The organism is Paraburkholderia sp. J11-2, from assembly GCF_905220185.1.
Taxonomy (GTDB): domain Bacteria; phylum Pseudomonadota; class Gammaproteobacteria; order Burkholderiales; family Burkholderiaceae; genus Paraburkholderia.
In genome coordinates, this window is sequence record NZ_CAJMYY010000002.1 from 73567 (window position 1) to 92657 (window position 19091).

The 19091-nt window shown below is 65.6% G+C and carries 18 protein-coding genes; 6 read left to right on the forward strand and 12 right to left on the reverse strand.

Annotated features, from left to right (window positions below; translation table 11 throughout):
- Positions 1 to 4 precede the first annotated feature (4 nt).
- Genes U5A57_RS02610 through U5A57_RS02620 form a run of 3 tightly spaced genes read right to left on the reverse strand, consistent with a single transcriptional unit; the run spans position 5 to position 1256 of the window.
- The gene (locus U5A57_RS02610) at positions 5 to 748 is read right to left on the reverse strand and encodes a response regulator (RefSeq protein ID WP_321907932.1); all 744 of its coding nucleotides are present in this window, start codon (positions 746 to 748) and stop codon (positions 5 to 7) included.
- Positions 745 to 876: a hypothetical protein gene (locus U5A57_RS02615; protein WP_321907934.1), complete on the reverse strand. Its 132-nt coding sequence runs from the start codon at positions 874 to 876 to the stop codon at positions 745 to 747. The genes U5A57_RS02610 and U5A57_RS02615 overlap by 4 nt, the downstream gene beginning before the upstream one ends.
- Entirely contained in the window at positions 873 to 1256 is a 384-nt protein-coding gene (locus U5A57_RS02620) for a GFA family protein (protein ID WP_321907936.1), read from the reverse strand. Before U5A57_RS02620 ends, U5A57_RS02615 begins: the two co-directional genes overlap by 4 nt.
- Before the next feature lie 371 nt (positions 1257 to 1627).
- Between U5A57_RS02620 and U5A57_RS02625 the strand changes: the two genes are divergently transcribed.
- Positions 1628 to 1993 carry a hypothetical protein gene (locus tag U5A57_RS02625; protein WP_110383838.1) on the forward strand — a complete coding sequence of 122 codons (366 nt, stop codon included), beginning with the start codon at positions 1628 to 1630 and terminating at the stop codon, positions 1991 to 1993.
- A gap of 34 nt (positions 1994 to 2027) precedes the next feature.
- On the opposite strand, the gene U5A57_RS02630 is transcribed toward U5A57_RS02625, so the two are convergent.
- Together U5A57_RS02630 and U5A57_RS02635 are read right to left on the reverse strand one after the other, a co-directional pair.
- Positions 2028 to 3377 carry an ATP-binding protein gene (locus U5A57_RS02630; RefSeq protein WP_321907938.1) on the reverse strand — a complete coding sequence of 450 codons (1350 nt, stop codon included), beginning with the start codon at positions 3375 to 3377 and terminating at the stop codon, positions 2028 to 2030.
- Positions 3378 to 3490: 113 nt separating this feature from the next.
- Positions 3491 to 4432 carry a LysR family transcriptional regulator gene (locus tag U5A57_RS02635; RefSeq protein WP_321907939.1) on the reverse strand — a complete coding sequence of 314 codons (942 nt, stop codon included), beginning with the start codon at positions 4430 to 4432 and terminating at the stop codon, positions 3491 to 3493.
- 139 nt (positions 4433 to 4571) lie between these two features.
- Here U5A57_RS02635 and U5A57_RS02640 point away from each other — a divergent pair, with 139 nt between their 5' ends.
- A complete protein-coding gene (locus U5A57_RS02640) occupies positions 4572 to 5555 on the forward strand; it encodes an aldo/keto reductase (protein ID WP_321907941.1) in 984 nt (327 codons plus the stop codon).
- A gap of 19 nt (positions 5556 to 5574) precedes the next feature.
- Here U5A57_RS02640 and U5A57_RS02645 read toward each other — a convergent pair whose 3' ends face one another.
- Positions 5575 to 6513 carry a helix-turn-helix domain-containing protein gene (locus tag U5A57_RS02645; protein ID WP_321907943.1) on the reverse strand — a complete coding sequence of 313 codons (939 nt, stop codon included), beginning with the start codon at positions 6511 to 6513 and terminating at the stop codon, positions 5575 to 5577.
- An 87-nt stretch (positions 6514 to 6600) separates the two neighbouring features.
- Here U5A57_RS02645 and U5A57_RS02650 point away from each other — a divergent pair, with 87 nt between their 5' ends.
- Positions 6601 to 8013: a cytochrome P450 gene (locus U5A57_RS02650; protein WP_321907945.1), complete on the forward strand. Its 1413-nt coding sequence runs from the start codon at positions 6601 to 6603 to the stop codon at positions 8011 to 8013.
- 19 nt (positions 8014 to 8032) lie between these two features.
- Here the strand turns inward: U5A57_RS02650 and U5A57_RS02655 are convergent, their stop codons facing one another.
- Complete coding sequence (locus U5A57_RS02655; RefSeq protein ID WP_321907947.1) at positions 8033 to 8776, reverse strand: SDR family oxidoreductase; 744 nt, start codon at positions 8774 to 8776, stop codon at positions 8033 to 8035.
- 100 nt (positions 8777 to 8876) lie between these two features.
- Here U5A57_RS02655 and U5A57_RS02660 point away from each other — a divergent pair, with 100 nt between their 5' ends.
- Positions 8877 to 9782, forward strand: a complete 906-nt coding sequence (locus U5A57_RS02660; RefSeq protein ID WP_321907949.1) for an AraC family transcriptional regulator — start codon at positions 8877 to 8879, stop codon at positions 9780 to 9782.
- A gap of 6 nt (positions 9783 to 9788) precedes the next feature.
- On the opposite strand, the gene U5A57_RS02665 is transcribed toward U5A57_RS02660, so the two are convergent.
- The 3 genes from U5A57_RS02665 to U5A57_RS02675 all read right to left on the reverse strand — a co-directional run bounded on the left by U5A57_RS02665 (position 9789) and on the right by U5A57_RS02675 (position 14251).
- On the reverse strand, positions 9789 to 11243 hold the full coding sequence (locus U5A57_RS02665) for an MFS transporter (protein WP_321907951.1): 1455 nt from the start codon (positions 11241 to 11243) through the stop codon (positions 9789 to 9791).
- Positions 11244 to 11292: 49 nt separating this feature from the next.
- Positions 11293 to 13263: an aconitase family protein gene (locus tag U5A57_RS02670; protein ID WP_321907953.1), complete on the reverse strand. Its 1971-nt coding sequence runs from the start codon at positions 13261 to 13263 to the stop codon at positions 11293 to 11295.
- Positions 13264 to 13357: 94 nt separating this feature from the next.
- Positions 13358 to 14251 carry a LysR family transcriptional regulator gene (locus U5A57_RS02675; protein ID WP_321907956.1) on the reverse strand — a complete coding sequence of 298 codons (894 nt, stop codon included), beginning with the start codon at positions 14249 to 14251 and terminating at the stop codon, positions 13358 to 13360.
- 641 nt (positions 14252 to 14892) lie between these two features.
- Between U5A57_RS02675 and U5A57_RS02680 the strand changes: the two genes are divergently transcribed.
- Both U5A57_RS02680 and U5A57_RS02685 read left to right on the forward strand, forming a co-directional pair.
- A complete protein-coding gene (locus U5A57_RS02680; protein ID WP_321907957.1) occupies positions 14893 to 16827 on the forward strand; it encodes a hypothetical protein in 1935 nt (644 codons plus the stop codon).
- A gap of 227 nt (positions 16828 to 17054) precedes the next feature.
- Complete coding sequence (locus tag U5A57_RS02685; RefSeq protein WP_321907960.1) at positions 17055 to 17714, forward strand: M24 family metallopeptidase; 660 nt, start codon at positions 17055 to 17057, stop codon at positions 17712 to 17714.
- A 24-nt stretch (positions 17715 to 17738) separates the two neighbouring features.
- On the opposite strand, the gene U5A57_RS02690 is transcribed toward U5A57_RS02685, so the two are convergent.
- Both U5A57_RS02690 and U5A57_RS02695 read right to left on the reverse strand, forming a co-directional pair.
- Entirely contained in the window at positions 17739 to 18371 is a 633-nt protein-coding gene (locus U5A57_RS02690; RefSeq protein WP_321907962.1) for an MFS transporter, read from the reverse strand.
- Positions 18329 to 19087, reverse strand: coding sequence for an MFS transporter (locus U5A57_RS02695; RefSeq protein ID WP_321907965.1), 759 nt, complete (start codon positions 19085 to 19087; stop codon positions 18329 to 18331). Before U5A57_RS02695 ends, U5A57_RS02690 begins: the two co-directional genes overlap by 43 nt.
- Positions 19088 to 19091: the final 4 nt, after the last annotated feature.

Below are 19091 nucleotides of genomic sequence, written 5' to 3' on the forward strand. Positions count from 1 at the left end.
GTCCTTACTCCGGCGCCTCGACCGTGGTCACCGCCGAGGAAAACACATACCCCTCGCTGCGCAGCGTCTTGATGTAACGCGGCTCACGCGCCTCGTCGCGCAGGCGCTGGCGCAGCCGGCTCACGAGCAGGTCGATCGAGCGGTCGAACGCATCGGCCTGGCGGCCTTGCGTGAGGCTCAGTAGCTGGTCGCGCGTGAGCACGCGCTGCGGGTGGTCGAGGAACACGCGCAGCAGCCGGTATTCCGCGCCGCTAAGCGCGACGATCGTGCCTTCGGCGTCGAGCAGATGGCGCGCCGTGGTATCGAGCCGCCAGTCGCCGAACGCGAGCAGTTGCGCCGATTCGCTCACTTCCATGCCCGGCGGCAGCATGCGCGTGCGGCGCAGCACCGAGCGGATGCGCGCGAACAGTTCGCGCACGGCAAAGGGCTTGGGCAGATAGTCGTCGGCGCCCATTTCGAGGCCGACAATGCGATCCGTCTCCTCATTGCGCGCGGTGAGCATCACCACGGGCACGGCGCGGAACTTGCCCGCGCGCAGCTCGCGGCACAGCACGAGGCCGTCGTCGCCGGGCATCATGAGGTCGAGCACGATCAGGTCGGGCGCGCCGCTCTCGAGCACCGTGCGCATCTCGCGCCCGTTCGCGGCCAGCGACACGCGCATGCCGTTCTTTTCGAGGTACGCCCCGACCAGTTCACGTATGCCGCGATCGTCGTCGACGATCAGGACGTGATCGATCTTTTCCGTCATGGGTTCTTTTTCTCCTTGCGCGCGAGGCGTGAACGGGTTTCCGCGATGCACGAACAGTACACCGGATGGGCAATCTCCGCAGCCAGGCCGCTCGCCGCGAAGAACAGGATCGCGAACAGGCGTTTCATGCGTCCTCCAGGACCGAAAGGCTCGCGCCGTCGGCAACCGACGCTTCGAGCGCGTAGACGTCCACGCCTTCCAGGCAGCCGAGATTGACGCGCCAGCGCGCCGGGTCCCTTCGCGTCTGGTGAAACGGATAAATGCCGCAGTGCTTGCAGAAATAGTGCTTCGCCACGCGCGTATTGAACTGGTACAGCGTGAGCGCGTCTTCGCCCGCGAGAATCGTCAGTTCGCGAGCCTCGAACATCGGGCTCATCAGCGCGCCCTTGCGGCGGCACAGGCTGCAGTTGCAGCGCCCCGCCGGCTCGATGGCCGTGTGGACTTCGAACTTTACTGCACCGCAATGACAGGAACCCGTCCAGCGAGTCGTACCGGTCGACGTGCTCATATTGCCCTCCGCTCGATTGATTTCGTTGGCTGATTGATAACGCAGCGCGCGCGAGGCGCGGTATCACACCGTATCCACCGCGCCGCAAGACACAACACATTGCAATGCGCTCGCAAATTAGTTCAAAGCGCAGTGCAACAAGCAGTGCACATCGCAGTGCACAACGCGCGACACGGCGCGTACAACCCGCAACCGCGCCACCCGATTCGGGACCACAATGTGCGCTAGCGCGTATCCGGCGCGCCGCCCATCGACCCGACATGACCTGAAGCGACCGGCAATGACCGCTGCCGGTCGAGCAACAAACCGGCATTGTTTATGCGCGTTTGCTGTAGCGAGCGAAACTCATAGAACGGCTCCAGGAGGTCTCCATGAAATGTCTGCGAATCTACGCCGACGCCCAGGGTGAGTCCCATTTCGAGGACATCGATATCCCGCTCACGCCGCTGGAGCTCTTTCCCAACATCCCGCCCATTTATCTTTCGACATGGGAGCAGGCGAAGGCGGTGCGCTTTGGCTGGGTGCCGGCCGGTCTCAAGGAGGCGGACTGGCACACCACGCCGGTTCGTCAGTTCGTGATCTGGATGACCGGCTGGGTCGAGTTCGAAACGAGCGACGGCGACACGCGCCACTGCGAACCGGGCACGGTCGTGCTGTGCGAAGACACCGTGGGCAAGGGCCATCGCTCGCGCCACCCCGAGGAAGGCCAGTTCAACGTGTTCATTCCGCTTGCGTGAGCGACATGGGCGCGCGCTCGTGGCGCGCCGCCTTTCACGCATCCGCGCCGCCAAGCACGAGCCGTCCTTCCAGCCCGCCTTCGGGCCGGTTGCGCAGCGTAAGCTGCGCGCCCATCGCCACGGCAAGCTGGCGCGAGATCGCAAGGCCGAGACCCGTGCCGCCCGTGCCCCGGTTGCGCGAGGTTTCGAGCCGGTAGAACGGCTCGAACACCTTTTCGAGCGCTTCTTCGGGAATGCCGGGGCCGCTGTCGAGCACCGAGATCGTGACAGTCTTGTCGCGCGGCGACGCGCTCACTTCAATGGCCGCCGTGCTGCCGTACTTCAGCGCGTTATCCACAAGATTGCCGACGATGCGGCGCAGCGCCTGCACGCGCGTGACGATCGCCACGTTCAAACGCCGCTCGAAGGTCACGGGCGAGCCCGCATCCACGTAGTCGCACACGAGGCTGTCGAGCAGCGCGTCGAGATCGACGCGGGCGGGCGCTTCGCCGGTGCCGTGCAGCGTGCGCGCGTAGGCCACGCCCTCCTTCACCAGTTGCTCCATCTCGTGCAGGTCCTGCGCGAGCTTTTCCGCCTGCGTGCTGTCGTCCATCTGGTCCACGCGCAGGCGCATGCGCGTAATCGGCGTCTGCAAATCGTGCGAGATGGCCGCGAGTATCTGCATACGCTCGGCCACGTGCGCCGAAATGCGCTCCTGCATGGCGTTGAACGCGCGCGCCGCGCGCGCCACTTCGGAAGGCCCTTCCTCCTCGAGGCGCTCCGCCTTCAGGTCCGGACCCAGTGCATCGGCCACGCGTGCGAGTTCGTGCAGCGGCCGCGTGGCCGTGCGCACCGCGAACCAGCAGCATGCCGCCAGCACGACGAGCTGGGCGACGAGCACGGCCGGCAGCCAGCCCGACAAGGGCAGCGCGGCGCCCGGGCGGTAATCGATGGTGAGCGGCGAGCCGTCGGAAAGCCGCAGATGGATCTGCAGACGTTCGCCGTCGCCGGGCACCGAATTGGTCGTGAGCGCGTACTTGTCGGCAATGCCCGCCGCAATGGCCGACGCCACGGCCTTCGAGCGGCTCGCGTCGGGCGCCTCGCCTGGCGTGCCGGGGCCGAGAATGAAGCTATAGGTACGCCGCGCGAGTTGCGGCAGCCACGCCGCGCGTTCGGCCGCGGGCAGATGGTCGAGCAGCGCCACGGAGATGGCGACTTCACGCGAGATGTAATTGGTCATCATGTTCGCGGTGGCGTCGTTACGCTCGGTCATCGTGAGCTTGAACGACAGCAACTGCGCGAGCGCGAGGCCGACACAAAGGATCAGGGCGAGGCGCGCGAACAGCGTGCGCGGCCAGTGCAGCGCGCTCATCGCCGCCCCGCCCGCAAAACCAGCGGCTTGCATGTTCGGACTCCGTATGCAGGGAATGATGGGTTTATACCGCATGCCGCGCGCGGCTTTGTATCTCACTGTATCGGCGCAGGCGCGGGACACAATACATTGCAGCCCGGTTCATTTCAGCGCGTTTGCGTCTTGCGCTGCGGCGCGGCATCGGCCGTGCCGGCCGGGTCGGCCCATTCGCGCACGGCCTGCGCAAAGAGGCGCAGCGCCGCGGGCGGATGCCGATTGGCCGGATAGTAAAGGCAGAGCCCCGAAAACACCGGCCCCCATTCCGGCAGCAAGTGGACGAGCCGGCCGGCGGCCACATGCTCGGCCACGAGCGACTCCGGCACCCAGGCCACGCCGACCCCGGCGAGCGCGGCCTCGACCATCAGGTTCAGATTGCCGAGCGTAAGCGGCCCGTCCACGTCGATGCTGGCGCTCTTGCCGCGGTGCGCGAAATCCCAACGGAACAGCGCGCCGCTCTCGAAACGAAAGCGGATGCAGCGGTGCTGCTCCAGGTCGTGCGGCGCGCGCGGCGGCGCATGCTGCGCCAGATACGCGGGCGAGGCCACCGCGCCAAAGCGCATGTCCTGCGTGAAGCGAATGGCGATCATGTCGCGCGGCACGTCTTCGAGCACGCGCACGCCGGCGTCGAATCCGCCGGCCACGATGTCCACGAGCCGCGAGTCGACCACGAACTCCACGCGTATGTCCGGATAGCGGGCGAGGAACGCCGGCAACACATGTCGAATGAGCGGGCGCGCCCCCGATTCCGAAGCGCTGATGCGGATCGACCCCGAAGGCCGGTTGCTCGCGGACGTGACGTCGTTCACGGCGTCTTCGAGATCGGCCATGGCGGGCCGCACGCGGTTGAGCAACTGCTCCCCCGCCTCGGTCAGCGCCACAGAGCGCGTGGTGCGGTTCAGGAGACGCACGCCGAGTTTCGCCTCCAGGTTGCGCACGGTGTGGCTGAGCGCGGACGGCGAGACGCCCAGCACACGCGCCGCGCCGCTAAAGCTGCGTTGCTCGGCGATCGTCACGAAAGCCGTCAGTTCGGATAAGCCGGTGCGCACCATTTGTGAATTTTCCTCAGTACCCCATGCAAGTCTAGCGGGATTGTTGAGCGGCATGCAGCAACCTACACTCGATCGGGTAGAAGGCGGCTCGCGCGTGAACACGGGGGCCGTCCGTCCAATCGCTTTCAAGGAGCAAGACATGCAAAAGCGCACACTCGGCAAGAACGGCCTCGAAGTCTCCGCGTTGGGCCTCGGCTGCATGGGGCTCAGCTTCGGCTATGGGCCCGCCACCGAAAAGGCGGACGCGATCCGCCTGATCCGCACGGCGTTCGAGCGCGGCGTCACGTTCTTCGACACGGCCGAAGTCTACGGCCCCTTCGTCAACGAAGCGCTCGTGGGCGAAGCGCTCGCGCCGATTCGCGACCAGGTGGTGATCGCGACGAAGTTCGGCTTTCAGGACGGCGACTCGAAAAAGCCCATGGACAGCAGGCCCGAGCGCATCCGCGCGGTGGCCGAAGCGTCGCTCAAACGCCTGAAGACCGACCGCATCGACCTCTTCTACCAGCACCGCGTCGATCCGAACGTGCCCATGGAAGACGTGGCGGGCACGGTCAAGGATCTGATCCGCGAAGGCAAGGTGAAGCACTTCGGTCTTTCCGAAGCGGGCGAGCAGTCCATTCGCCGCGCCCACGCCGTGCAGCCCGTAGCCGCGCTGCAAAGCGAATATTCGCTCTGGTGGCGCGAGCCGGAGCACAAGGTGATGCCGGTCCTGGAGGAGCTGGGCATTGGCTTCGTGCCGTTCAGCCCACTCGGCAAGGGCTTTCTGACCGGCGCGATCGATGAGCGCACGTCATTCGATCAAAGCGACTTCCGCATGATCGTGCCGCGCTTTTCGGAGGAGAATCGCAAGGCCAATGCCGGTCTCGTCGACGTGCTGGGCCGCATTGCCGAGGGCAAAGGCGCCACGCGCGCGCAGATCGCGCTGGCCTGGCTGCTCGCGCAGAAGCCGTGGATCGTGCCGATTCCTGGCACCACGAAGCTTTCGCGGCTCGACGAGAACATGGGCGCGGCCAGTCTCGAGTTGAGCGCAGGCGATCTCGCCGCCATCGAAGCGGCGCTCAAGGCGATCCAGGTGGTGGGCGACCGGTATCCGGCGCAGATGCAGCAGCGGGTGGACCGCTAGGTTCGCGCGCGCGGCCCGCTCATACCCACAACCGGTACATCCAGAACGACTCGTCCTCGACATAGCGCTGCGCGAAGTCGGTGGGCGAGAAGCCGGTCATGCGGCGGGTCGTGCGGCTCAGGTGCGCCTGATCAGCGAATCCTTCGTCGTGGGCGAACGCCGCCCAGTCGAAGGACTGACCGTTGGCGAGGCGCTCCGTTGCCGCAAAATACGCGCCCTCGGCCTTCACGAGCGAGTGCCACTCGCGCAGCGAGCGCCCGCTGTAAGCCTTGATGCGCCGCTCCACCTGCCGCGCGCTATGCGTGCGCCCCCATTCGCGCGCCTGCCAGGCAAGACGCCCCACCCAGCGGCGGCCCGCCTGGCGCAGCGTGGCAACGGAGGAGCGCTGGCCGCGAACAGCTTGCCAGCGTGGCGCGAGATGCGTTTCGAGCGTCGCGAGCGTCTGCGCATCTTCGGCAGTGCAAAGCAACGCGTCGAGGAGCGCGAGCCACTCGCGGCCCAGCGTTTCGCGCGCGCACAGAAAGCGGTCGTGGACCGCAGCCAGATTGAGATCGAACAAGGCCTTCGCTGCGTCGGCGTTGAAGCACACCATGCCGCCGAAGCCCGCGGTGGGCGCCCAACTCGTGGTGGGCTGCGACTGGCTGCCCGAGAGCGTGATCGCCGTGCCGAAGGGCCGCCACCGCGGCCCGTTCGCGGTCGATTCCACGAGCCCGGCATCCAGGTCCCGATACCACGAGAGGCACACGAGCGGCGAGGCCGGGAAATGCGAGAGGCGTTGCGCGTCGTTCAGGTCGAAGCCGCGCGTGTCGCGGCAGGCCACGGCCACAATGGCATCCGCCAACGCCGCAGGCGGCGGATAGAGCCGCGCGTGAGGACGCTCGGCGCCGCGCAATACGCGCGGGCCGCGTGCCCAACGGTCGGGGCAAGCAATCGAGCTGGAAGGCGTAGCGGTGGACATGACCGCGCAGTATAGGCGAGCGCTGCAAGAGCGTCGATGTCGTTTGCGTTCAAGACGCGCGGCGGCCGTTGGTGTGCAATGCGTGGCATGAAAACGCCATCGACCGCTCAATGTCCTTTCCATGCGAGGCGCGACGGGACGCCGCCTTCGCCCCCGCCCACCGGCACATGGCCGCCCGGCCCGCCCGCTGGCCTGACCGGCTGGCGCCTGTTGCGCCGCATGTCCCGCGACCTGCTCGGCACGCTCGGCGAGTGGCAGCGCAGCTACGGCGACGTCGTGCATGTGCGCACCTTCCCCGAACACGCGGTCATGGTGGCCGACCCACAGCTTGCGCGCGACCTGCTGGTCACGCATCACGACGCGCTGGTCCGCTGGGAACGCGGCACGAGCATCTTCGCGCAGCTACACGGCCACAGCGTGCTGACATCCGAAGGCGATGCATGGCGCGTCAAACGTCATGCGATGCAGCCCGGCTTCGCGCCGAAGACCGTGCAGGCCTTCGTGCCGGGCGTGGCGGCGGCAACGGCGGCCGCGCTCGCGCAGTGGCCGTCGCATGACGCGCGCTGGCCGGTGGAAAACGCGCTGACCTCGCTGACCATGGACGTGATCTTGCGGATGATGTTCTCCGCGCAAGTCGGCGCGCAGGCTCGCGAGGCCGAAGACGCCGTGCGGGTGGCGAGCGAAGCCGCCAATGCCGAATTCTATTGGCCTGCCAGCGCACCCGACTGGATGCCCTGGAAGCGCGCGAAGCGACGGGCCATACGCGTGCTGAAGGGTCTCATCGAGCAGCATCTGCAAGCGCGCCTCGCGCTCTCCGCTAGCGCGTGGCCCGACGACCTGCTCTCGCGTCTCTTGCATCTTCATCGCGAAGACGCGGCTACATGGCCACTGCAGGCGGTGCGCGACGAATGCATGACGACGTTTCTCGCGGGTCACGAGACGACTGCGGCCACGCTCACATGGTGGGCTTGGTGCATGGCCTCGAACCCATCGGCGCAAGCGGCCGCGCGTGCGGAGGTGAGCGAGGTGCTGCAAGGCCGCGCGCCGGGCGCCGATGTCCGCACCGCGCTGCCGTGGGTGACGCAAACCCTCGAGGAAACGCTGCGCCTCTACCCCGCCGCGCCGGTGCTCATCAGCCGCCGCGCGACGCGTGCGGTGGAACTCGGTGCGTGGCGGTTCCCGGCGCGCACGCTGTTCATGCTGCCCGTGCAGTTGATGCAGCACGACGCGCGCTGGTTCGCCGACCCGTCCGCATTCAAGCCCGAGCGCTTCGCCCGCGAAGCCGCGCCCGCCCAGCGCGGCGCGTGGTCGCCGTTCGGCATGGGTCCGCGTGTGTGCCTGGGGCAGCATCTGGCGATGACCGAGATGACGGTGATCGCCGCAATGGTCTTGCAGCGCTACACGCTCGCGGTGCCGAACGGCATGGCGGCCCCGCGCCCCGTGCTCAACGTGACGCTAAGGCCGCAGGCGCCGCTACATCTGGCGCTCGCACCGGCTTAGCCCTAGCGGTTCGGGGGGATCACGGCGCCCCGGCCAACGCCAGCGCATCCGCACCCGCGACGATGCGGGCCGGAGCCGCCGCATCGGTCGCCGCGCGCCAGACCGCCTCGGCCACGTCCTGCGAGCGCGTGATCGCCGTGGACTGCGCCCACTGCTCGAACACGCGCTGTCCCAGCTCGACATAAGGCTCGGGAATGCTGCCCTCCATGCGTTGCTGCGCGTTCTCGCCGAAGCGCGTGTCGGGCGCGCGGCCCGGCAGCACGACGCAAGTGCGCACATTGAACGGCGCGAGTTCGTGCGCCAGCGACTCCGTGAACGCGTTGACCGCCGCCTTGCTCGCCGCATACACGGCGAGCAGCGGCAACGCGCGCAGCGTCACGCTCGACGTGACGTTCACGACGACACCGCTCTTACGCTGCCGAAACTGCGGCAGAACCGCCTGCGTGAGCGCAATGGTGCCGAGCGTATTCGTCTCGAACACGTCGCGCGCGGTCTCCATCGACATGCCTTCGAGCGCGCCCAGCACGCCAATGCCCGCGTTGTTGACGAGCACGTCGATCGGCCCGGCGGCCTCCACGGCCTCGCGTATGCTCTGCGCCTGCGTGACATCGAGCGCGAGCACGCGCAGGCGCGGCGACCGCGGCAGCACATCCTCGCGCGGCGTGCGCATCGTCGCGACGACGTTCCAGTCGCGGTCGAGAAAGTAGCGGGCGATTTCGAGGCCGAAACCGGACGAGCATCCAGTGATCAAGACGGTTTTCATCAACGCTCCTGCAGGTGGGTTGGCAGTACCGAGACGATAAGCCTCCGTAGCCGGACTTGCTACAATCAAACGTCCACGTTTCATTTGCAGGAGTCCGGTCATGATCGACCCACTCGCGGAAGTGGTCGCGCTGCTCCAGCCGGGCGCCTCGATCTCGAAACGAGTGAGCGGTGCGGGCGCCTGGCGTATCCGGCGCACGGATGCCGGGCAGCCCTTCTACTGCGCGATCCTCGAAGGTTCATGCCGCCTCGAGGTAGATGGCCAGGCGCCGCTCACGCTCGAACCCGACGATTTCGTCCTGATTCCGGAGGCCCACGGCTTCGCGATGTCGAGCCTCGACCCGGCGACGACGCAGACCACTGACACCACCCCCGTCGCGCAGCTCAGCGGCGAATACCGGCTTGGCGACCTGAGCGGCCCGCCCAATATGCAGATGCTCGTGGGTTACTGCGTGTTCGGCTCGCCCGATGCGGCATTGCTCGTCTCGCTGCTGCCGCAGCGCATTCATGTGCGCGGCGAAAAGCGCCTCGCCACGCTCGTACAACTCGTGCGCGACGAGTCGCGTGCGCAGCGGCCCGCGCGTGAGGTCGTCCTCGCGCGCCTGCTGGAGGTGCTGCTGATCGAAGCGCTGCGCTCGACAGGGGATGCGTCGGCTACGCCGGGCCTGCTGCGTGGGCTCGGCGACCCACGCCTTGCGCCCGCGCTGCGGCGCATGCACGAAAGCCCGACCGTGCCCTGGACCGTCGCTCAGCTCGCGAAGGAAGCGGCGCTGTCGCGCTCGGCGTTTTTCGAGCGCTTCCGGCGAGCCGTGGGCGTCGCGCCAATGGAGTATCTGCTCGGCTGGCGCATGGCGATCGCGAGAAACCTGCTGCGCCGCGAGACGCAGGGCGTGGCCGAAGTTGCGCTGCGTGTTGGCTACAGTTCGGCCAGCACATTCAGCGTCGCGTTCACGCGACATGTGGGCGTGCCGCCTGCGCAATACGCACGGGAGCAGGCGGCGGGTTGAGGGCGCTCAGTGCGAAATGCTCTCCAGCGACTTGCCCAGCGTACGCGGCCCCATCAGGCCGATGGCGACCATCACGAGCGCCATCGCGCCCGCGATGAAAACGAACACGCCAGTCACGCCGAACTCCTTGAGCGTGAAGGCGATGACGAAGGAACTGAACACGGCCGAGAGCCGGCTCCACGAATAGACGAAGCCCACGGCGCGCGCGCGGATGGCCGTGGGGTAAAGCTCCTGCTGATACGTGTGATAGGTGAACGAGATGATGTTGCCCGCGAGCGTCAACAGCACGCCAAGCGTGACGATCGCCACCGCCGCCGACGCCTGGCTGAACAACAAGCCGCTCACGATATTGATCGCCGCCATGCCGACGATCACATGCTTGCGCTCGAAACGGTCGGCAATCCAGTAGCCGAGCAGCGGACCCAGCGGCGCAGCGAGCCCGATCACCGTGGTGTACATGAGGCTCGACGTGACCGTGATGCCTTGCTTCACGAGCAGCGTGGGCACCCAGTTCGCGAAGCCATAAAAGCCCACCGTCTGGAAAACATGGAAGACGATGAGCATGACGGTGCGCTTGCCGTACGGCGGCTTCCACATGTCCGCGAATCCCGCCTTTCGCGGCACCGGGTCGGCGGGTCCTGGGGCAGGGAGCGGCGCTCCGTATTGCCGCGCCACCTTCTCTTCGAGATCCGCCAGCACCGCAGCGGCTTCTTCGGTGCGGCCTTTGCCCGCGAGCCAGCGCGGACTCTCGGGCAAATTGCGCCGGAAGTACCAGACAAAGAGCGCGCTAATGCCGCCAAGCAGCACGACCCAGCGCCATCCGTCGAGTCCCAGCAGCGCACGCGGCACGAGCAGCCACGAAAGAAACGCCACGACAGGCACAGCCGAAAAGCCGATCGCCTGGCACACCGCAAACGCTCTGCCGCGCAAATGTTTCGGCGCAAGCTCGGACAGGTACGTGCCGATGGTCACCAGTTCGACGCCTATGCCCACGCCCGAAACGAAGCGCCAGAAGTTCAGGCCGCTCGCCGTATCCTGGAAGGCCATGACCGTGTTCGCCGCGACATACCACAGCAGCGACCACGTGAAGATGGCGCGCCGGCCAAAGCGGTCCGCGAGAAAGCCACACGCGGCCGTGCCGATAAAGAGTCCGCAAAACAGCGCGGCGATGAAGCTCGCCACACCCGAGGTGCCGAAAAGGCCTGGTGTGGTCGAAGTGAGAATGCCGCTTTTGACGAGACCCGGCGCGACGTAGCCTGTGAAGAGCAGATCGTACAGTTCGAAGAAGAACCCGAGGCTCAGCAACAGAATCAGCTTCCATACCGCGCGCGTGGCTGGAAGCCTGTCGAGACGGGCCGATATCGACCCGTACTGCCCGCTGCCGTCGGCCAGCGCGTTCGCATCGCCGGGGGTTCCATGGTCAGCGGCGCGCAAGCTCGCCGTGCCCTCCAGAATGGCCATGTTTTGTCTCCAATGTAGTCATTCGAATGAATTGTTCTTGACGCTGCGCTCACGGATACCGCGCTTTCAGCTCGTCAAACGAAGCGATCTCTCCCGCAAGCGCGCTCGCCACGACCGTCGGCGGGCTCGCGAGCCAGACGCGGCCAGGACCCGAGCGTCCCGGAAAATTACGGTTGATCGCGCTGATCGTAACCTGGCCCGCGTCGACAGAGGCGCCAGGTCCGCAATTCGCGCACGCGCCGCATGAGGGTTGCAGGAGAACCGCGCCCGCCTGTTCGAAAGCTTCGATGTAGCCGCGCTGCACGCAATAGTCGCGCACGTCGGACGTACCGAATTGCAGATAGAGCTTCACATCGGCGGGCACGCGTATGCCGCGCGCCGCCGCCCACGCCAGCACTTCGTGGTAGTGGTCGAAGTCTTCGCGCTTGCCCGCCGTACACGAGCCGCCGTAGGCGATGTCGACGCGCGGCCGCACTTCAAGGTCATGCAGCGCAATGCCGTTGCCGGGGTCGCCCGGCGCGGCGAGCATGGGCGAGAGGCGCGTGCAGTCGATGTCGATCACTTCGGCGTAGGGCGCGCCGGGGTCACTGCACATCCACGGCTCGATGGCAAACTCGATACCGCGACGCTCCCGCAGAAAGCGCACGGTTTCTTCATCGGGCGCAACGATGCCCGTGAAGCCGCCCAGCTCCGCCGTCATGTTCGTGAGCGTCGTGCGCTCGTCGGTGCTCAACTGCGCGATCGCGGAACCCGCGAACTCGAACACTTTTCCTACGCCCGCGCCGGCGCGGATTCCTGGTTGCGCGAGCAGGTGCAGCACAAGGTCTTTTGCCGTCACGCCGGCGGGAATCGGGCCGTGGAAATTCACGCGCAAGGACTGCGGCACGGTCACGCGCACCGCGCCCGTCACGAACGCATTCGCCATGTCGGTCGTGCCCACGCCAAACGCGAGACACCCGAGCGCGCCGCTGTGCGGCGTATGCGAATCGGTCCCTGCCACGACCTGCCCCGGCAGCGCGTAACGCTCGGACATCATCGCGTGGGAAATGCCTTCTGAGCCTTCTTGTATGCCGCGTTCGAGTTCGCTCAAATAGCCGTGATTGCGCACCCCATAGTCGTGCGCGAATTGACGGTGTGCAGCCGAAAGCTCGCGTACGTCAGGCAGCAGGCCGTTACGCACATGCAGCTCGCTCTTGTGCGAATAGGAAAGGTGATCTTCGAACGCGAGCAGGGTTTCGGGCTCATGCAGTGAAAGCGGCTTGCCGAACGTGGCATGCAGCATGTGCGTGGCCATCCCCGTGTAGTACTCGTGGATGAAGCGCCAGTCCGCGCGAACGAAAACGCCCGCGCCCGGCGCGAGCGATTCGCCCGTGTGCTCCGTGCGTAACACATGCCGTTCGAGGATTTTCTGCGCGAACGTACGCGGCGCGTGATTGACGGACCGCGCGACAGGCTCGATCTGCCGCATGTATTGCGCGCCGTATTTCAACAGCCCGCCGCTGCGCAGAATCGACGCCGCCAGGCCGTCGCGGGAGGCGACCAGCTCCTCGATGTCGATCGGCTCGCCGCGCCGGATGCGCTCGATCAGGCCGAAATCCGTCGATGTGAACAAGCCGATGTTGTCCGCGTTCTGACGATAGATGCGCTCGAAGCTGCGCGCGATGACGAGCCGGATGCCCGCACGGTATTCCGCCAGCGGGCTGTGCTCGCGCGATGAGCCCTTGCCATAGCGACTCCCTGCCACGGTCACGCTGAAGCCGCCATTTCGTACGGAATCCATACCAATTGGATTGCGCCCGCCGGCCTGAAAGCCGACGTAGGGCACGCGGCCAAGACGGTCGTCGAAACGCGTGAGCACGCTCATGGGCGTGATCTCGTCGGTCGAAACGTCGTCTCTCAACGCGTCGGGCGTGACGCCGTCCAGATCGGCGCCTCGCATGTCTGCATGCAATTGCCGCTCGACCCGTTCCGGGTCATTGCAAAGAAACAGCACGCGGCCAGTCAATTCCAGTGTTGCCATCCATTTTCTCCTTGAGAGGAAATCTAGACGGCAGCTAGCGGCGCAATGAAGTGCTCGATCGGCAAAGGGGGCATCGCCGTTCGCGATGTCCTCGTTAACCCTCGCGCTGGACGAGCGTATCGATCAAGGCCTGCACGGCCCTCAGGCGCGGCGACTTGCGCAACGCGTGCAAGCGCAGGCTGCGGCTCGTCGCCCAGGGCTCATCGAGCGGCCGGCGCACGAACCCCTGCGAGCCCGCGAAGGCAGACGCCGCGCTGGTCGGGACGATGCCGATGCCAAGCCCGGCCTCGACCATGCGGCACTGCGCGTCGAAGCTGTTGACCGTCACCGGAATCTTGAGCGGCACGCGCGCAGCGGCGGCGCGCTCCTTGAGCATCTGGTCGAGCGAGCCGCCCGCCTGCAGCGCCACGAGCGGAAAACGCAGTACGTCGTGGAACGTGAGCGCCTGCATGGCGGCCAGTTCGTGTTCGGGCGGAAGCACGACCATGAGCGGGTCGGCGGCGAAATGCCATGAGTCGAGCGCGCCGGGAATCCTGCCGTTCGCGGAGATCCCCACGTCGGCGCGATCTTCCATGCAGGCCCGCACGACCTCGTCGCTGATCTGTTCGGTCAGCGCGATCTGCACGAGCGGAAAGCGCGCCTGAAAGACCTTGAGCCGCTCCGGCAGAAAGCCGACGATCGCGGACGCGTTCGCGAAAAGGCGCACGACGCCCGCCACCTCGCCGCTGAGCGACTGGACTTCGCGCGCGAGCGACTGCAACTGGTCGTGCACCGCCGCCGCACGAGAAAACGCGTGACGGCCCGCCTCGGTCAATTCGACGCCCGCAGGAGAGCGGATGAGCAAAGGCAGCCCCATTGCCGCTTCCAGATCCGCCATGCGGCGGCTGAGTGCCGAAGGCGCAATGTGATTGCGGCTGGCCGCCCGGGCAATGGAACCTTCCTCCACGACCGAAATGAACAGCTCGAGGCTATAGGGATCGATTCGCATGCCCGCAATCATATCAGCAGAGTCAATTAAATTCCGACCCGATTTAAATCAGAAAGGCATTTAAAAGGGAAATATAGACAAAAGAATGAATGACATCTGCGCTCTTCAGATCGCCCCATAGTTGCCGATATAGCCAGAAATAGCGGGTGAAACACGCGATCGATGCAGCAAGCATTACCGTCTTCTTTTGAGGTAATTCATACCTTGCTATTGGCGGAAATTCACTAAGTTTCGGTAATTGAAACTGATGTGAATTCGTGTGACATTTTGTTACGTCTGATTTTCACATGTCAGGGGGAATTATCGGTAACATCCGCCGCGCGTCTGACTTCAAGCAGTGACTTAATACTTCTTCGTCCGAAAATATTGCGCACGTCTCCCCTCCTCCAGGGATCCAGCGCAGGGCCGAAATTCCCGACGGGCAGCCGTAGCGAGGGCGCAATATTTACCCCCGCGAAAGCAAAGGACAGATACGCACGTTCGCGCAGTAGCGCGAGCCGCGCGGCGCACGTAGCGGGCGCAGGGCTCATCGAGCCGTTGTGCGGCGTCTGCCAAAACTCATTCTTCAGACCTTAGCCAGCCTCTGAGCGCGCACCGCGCGCCGTCGCCGGCTGGGCGTCGCTTTGTCTTTTTCGAGCACGATGAAACTCTTTTATCTCTTGCTGTCCTCGTCGCTATTCCTCGCGGCGTGCGGCGGCGGCGGTTCCGGAAGCTCCGGCGATGCAACCAATGCCTCGGCCACGTCGCAAAACTCGAGTGGCGCCAATGGCGGCAGCAACGCGGCCGCAGCGAATGCGGGCACGACCGCGCTCAAGCCCGGAACGATGACCTGCGGCTCCGCCTCGACATCGAGTGCGAGTTCCGGCAGCGCGCTCGTTTCGGCCGATACGCCGACCACGCAAAGCGGCCGCATCTTCGCCTCGGCCACAGCGTTCCCTGTGGCCTTGACGACCAACGCGCCCGCCGCCGACACGCTGATCTGGTCGATCGCCGACCAGTTCGGCAACGTGGCCGCGAGTGGCCGCCTGCCCGTGACGGCAGGCCCCCTGACGACCACGCTGTCCTGCTCGTCCACGCTCGCGGGCTACTTCGCCGTGTCCGCCACGCTCGCCAACGCCGGCGGTCAGCTGCCCTCGCTCGGCACCCGGCCCGCGGGCACCGCGACCTTCGGCGTGCTGCCCAATCTGGCCAACATCGTGCCGACGGTCACGTATGCGCATCAGGACCTGCATCGCTTCGGCATGCAAGGCGAGGACGACAACACCTCCGTGCTCTCGTCGCTCGGCATTTCGTGGACGTACGACCATCGCGAGCTGTACAACATGGAGCCGAACGGCCCCAACACCTTCAACCCGAACGCCAATAACCTCGATCCGTTCTACACCACGGGCCAGGTGATGCGGCTCGTGCGTCTGGACGGCATTCCCGCGTGGGCGAGCCCCACGGGCGCGTTCGAGGACGAAGCGCTTGCGCCTTCCGATCTCTCGTACTACCAGAACTACATGGCCCGGATCGGCACGGAGTCGAATCTCATTCGGACGACTTATTTTCCGAACCAGTCGGCCAACTACTACCAGCTCACCTGGGAACCGGATGCGCAATGGCAAGGCACGAACGCGCAGTTCGTGCAGCTCTATCAGACCGTTTATCAGGGCATCCATTCGACTGACCCGCATGCTGTCGTGATGGGTCCGACCGATACGGCGCCCTCCGGCACCGCCAGCCAGCTCAAGACGCTCGCGCCGCTCGGCTACGCGCAGTACATCGACGGCGTGACGACGCACGGCTACTACGACATCAACGGCACTTCGCCTTCGTATGCGCCGGAACGTCTCGCGACCGATCCCGCCAACGCATCCGGCTCGCTGATCGGGCAAATGCGCGCGCTGCGCAGCGAAATGGCCGCCGACTACAAGCCGGGCATGAAGCTGTTCAGCACGGAGCTAGGCATCAGCTATGACAACGGCTCGTCGTACGGCGCCAACTATCCGAGCGCCAACATCCTGTACGCACAAGGTGCACTGGTGGCGCGCAGCCACGTGATCATTCTGGGCGAAGGCGCCGATCAAACCTGGATCTTCTATGGCGCGGACTTCCCGGGCCTCGTGGGCTATGGCACGTTCTTCGATCTCGCCGACGCCCAGGGCCAATACGGTGCGCAGAACATCAGCCCCAAGCCGGCGGCGATGGCTGTCGCGGCGATGACGCGCATTCTCGATGGCACCAACACGCTCGGCCCGGTGAACGGCACGCCCTCGGGTGTCTACGCCTACGCGTTCCAGCAGTTGAACAACGGCGCGGTCATCACCGCGCTCTGGACGCACAACAACAGCGTGTGGAGCGCGAGCAGCGGCTACAGCTCGACCTATAGCGTGGCCTATAGCCTCGCAGTGGATGCGCCCGGCACGAGCGGCACGGTCACCGTGCTCGACGAGATGGGCAACCCGACCACGATGAGCTACACCAATGGCCAGCTCTCGCTGAATCTGACTGAATCGCCGGTGTACGTGGTTTCGCAGAATGCCTCGGTGGCGAGCGCCAATGCGACGCTTCCCACGGGCTACGTGGCGAACTGAGCGAACTGCGCGGCCACCTGGCCGCGCGAAAAGCGGCACCCCGAAGCGCCCGGCCCGCGGACACGGTTCCGCGGGCCGGGCGCTTCGTCCGTTTACCGTCGACAGGCTTGCTCCCCGTGAGCCGCACATCGTTGCGGTTGGCAACGAATCGAAATATACGCGAGAATATAGCGCTACCGCCCCGGTCCCCTCCTCAATGGGCGGCAAGACAACTGGAGCGACATCAGGTGAACACTGGCAGCAAGGAAGCGGTCGGAGAAAAATTCTCGGCCGACGCCATGGAGCACGCACGCGTGATGACCTGGAAGGCAATCGAGCAGATTGCGGCGGCTATCCGGCCCGGCATGCGCGAATCGGAAGCCACGGCGCAAAGCAAGGCCATCCTCGAAGCGCTGGGCATGGACCGCATCTGGCATCCCGTGCTGATCCGCTTTGGCGAGAACACGCTGCGCATCTTCAAGGAGCGCTCCGAAGACGACCCCGTTCTGGGCGCGGACGACATCTTCTTCATCGACCTTGGCGTGGTGTGGAACCAGCATGAAGGCGACGCGGGCGCAACCTTCGTCACCGGCGGCGACCTCGAAATGCGGCGCTGCGCGCGCGACGTCAAGATCATCTACGACGAGGTGGCCATCCACTGGCGCAGCACGGGCTGCAGCGGCAAGGCGCTCTACGAATTCGCCGCGGAACGCGCGAGCGCCTATGGCTGGCGCCTGAACGTCGATATCAAGGGCCATCGCGTGAGCGACTTCCCGCACGCCATCTACCGGGCCGGCGACCTCGGCGACTTCGAAACGGTGCCGGCCGCCGGGCTGTGGATCCTCGAAATTCAGATCGCTCACCCCACGCGTGCGTTCGGCGCGTTCTACGAGGACCTGCTCGCGTAGCGCCAGGCGTTGCGGGTAACGCAATCAGGCTGACGACGTCTGCGCCTCATAGCTGCGCTGAGCGCGGTCGTCCTGCAACACGCGCCGCCCCGTGCGCGTGAGCAGCACGAGCACGATGGCCAGCAGACTCGTGCCGAACAGATAGCCCGGTGGAATGAATCTGGCGTCCGTGAATCGCGCCACGACCGAGATATAAAAAGGCGCCAGCCCGCCGAACAGCATCACCGCCGTGTTGTATGCGATCGCCACGCCGGTGGAGCGGCCTTGCACCGTAAAGATCTTCACGAGCATGCCGGGGTGGGCGGCGCCTTGCAGCGTCAGGAACAGCATGCCGACGACCTGCACGAACATCAGCCTGTTCTCGCTCGGCTGGGCGAGCAGGTACCAGAAGAGCGGAAAGACACACACCATCCATCCTGCAATAAATAAGCAGAACAGACGATAGGCGCCAATGCGGTCGGCGAGCTTGCCGAACACGGGTGAAAGGATCGACATCACGAGGCTCGTCACGAACACGCCGCGCAGCGTCGAGCCCAGCGAAAGATGCAGCTGGAACTGCGCATAGTTCGGCAAATAGGCATTCCACACGTAATTGAGCGAGGTGCCCGCGATCATCACGCCCATCGCGCACACGAGCGCATCGCCGTTTTCGCGCACGAACTGGCGCGCACGAACTGGCGCGCACGAACGAGCGTGGGTGCCTGCGCGGCGGGGCGCGCCTGCATGCGCTGAAAGTCGTCCGACTCGCCGATATGATGCCGCAGATAAAAGCCGATGGGCCCGACGAGCGCGCCGACCAGGAACGGCACGCGCCATCCCCACGCGGCGAGCGCGTCGTGCGAAAGATGACTCGTCAACAGGTAGCTGCAACCCGAAGAGAGCATGGCCGCGACACCGAGCGAGACCATGTTGAAGCTACCGTAGAACATCTTCTTGCCCGGCGGCGCCACCTCGTAGATCGTGACCGACGAAAGCGCGAACTGCGCGCCCACCGCAAAGCCCTGCACGAGGCGGCCGATCACCACCAGAATGGGCGCCGCGAGCCCGAGCGTGGCGTAGCCCGGCGTCAGCGCGAGCAGCAGCGAGGCCACGGACATTGCCACCATGATCCACGAGAGCGCCTTCACGCGCCCGGCGCGGTCGGCGTACATGCCCATCACGACGCCGCCTATCGGCCGCACGAGAAAGCCAACCGCGAACGTTGCGAACGTCAACAGCAAGGACTCGCCGCGATTCACGCCAGCGAAAAACGTCCGCGCAATCAAGCTCGAAAAATAGGCGTATACCGCGAAGTCGAACCATTCGAACGTGCCGCCCGCCACAGTCGTGATGATGACTTTGCGGATCTTTCTGGCTTCGCTGACCGTTTCCATCGGC

Bases quoted from the DNA above. Each gene is read 5' to 3' on its own strand.
- U5A57_RS02610 (WP_321907932.1), bottom strand. From the start codon at position 748: ATGACGGAAAAGATCGATCACGTCCTGATCGTCGACGACGATCGCGGC.
- U5A57_RS02615 (WP_321907934.1), bottom strand. From the start codon at position 876: ATGAAACGCCTGTTCGCGATCCTGTTCTTCGCGGCGAGCGGCCTGGCT.
- U5A57_RS02620 (WP_321907936.1), bottom strand. From the start codon at position 1,256: ATGAGCACGTCGACCGGTACGACTCGCTGGACGGGTTCCTGTCATTGC.
- U5A57_RS02625 (WP_110383838.1), top strand. From the start codon at position 1,628: ATGAAATGTCTGCGAATCTACGCCGACGCCCAGGGTGAGTCCCATTTC.
- U5A57_RS02630 (WP_321907938.1), bottom strand. From the start codon at position 3,377: ATGCAAGCCGCTGGTTTTGCGGGCGGGGCGGCGATGAGCGCGCTGCAC.
- U5A57_RS02635 (WP_321907939.1), bottom strand. From the start codon at position 4,432: ATGGTGCGCACCGGCTTATCCGAACTGACGGCTTTCGTGACGATCGCC.
- U5A57_RS02640 (WP_321907941.1), top strand. From the start codon at position 4,572: ATGCAAAAGCGCACACTCGGCAAGAACGGCCTCGAAGTCTCCGCGTTG.
- U5A57_RS02645 (WP_321907943.1), bottom strand. From the start codon at position 6,513: ATGTCCACCGCTACGCCTTCCAGCTCGATTGCTTGCCCCGACCGTTGG.
- U5A57_RS02650 (WP_321907945.1), top strand. From the start codon at position 6,601: ATGAAAACGCCATCGACCGCTCAATGTCCTTTCCATGCGAGGCGCGAC.
- U5A57_RS02655 (WP_321907947.1), bottom strand. From the start codon at position 8,776: ATGAAAACCGTCTTGATCACTGGATGCTCGTCCGGTTTCGGCCTCGAA.
- U5A57_RS02660 (WP_321907949.1), top strand. From the start codon at position 8,877: ATGATCGACCCACTCGCGGAAGTGGTCGCGCTGCTCCAGCCGGGCGCC.
- U5A57_RS02665 (WP_321907951.1), bottom strand. From the start codon at position 11,243: ATGGCCATTCTGGAGGGCACGGCGAGCTTGCGCGCCGCTGACCATGGA.
- U5A57_RS02670 (WP_321907953.1), bottom strand. From the start codon at position 13,263: ATGGCAACACTGGAATTGACTGGCCGCGTGCTGTTTCTTTGCAATGAC.
- U5A57_RS02675 (WP_321907956.1), bottom strand. From the start codon at position 14,251: ATGCGAATCGATCCCTATAGCCTCGAGCTGTTCATTTCGGTCGTGGAG.
- U5A57_RS02680 (WP_321907957.1), top strand. From the start codon at position 14,893: ATGAAACTCTTTTATCTCTTGCTGTCCTCGTCGCTATTCCTCGCGGCG.
- U5A57_RS02695 (WP_321907965.1), bottom strand. From the start codon at position 19,087: ATGGAAACGGTCAGCGAAGCCAGAAAGATCCGCAAAGTCATCATCACG.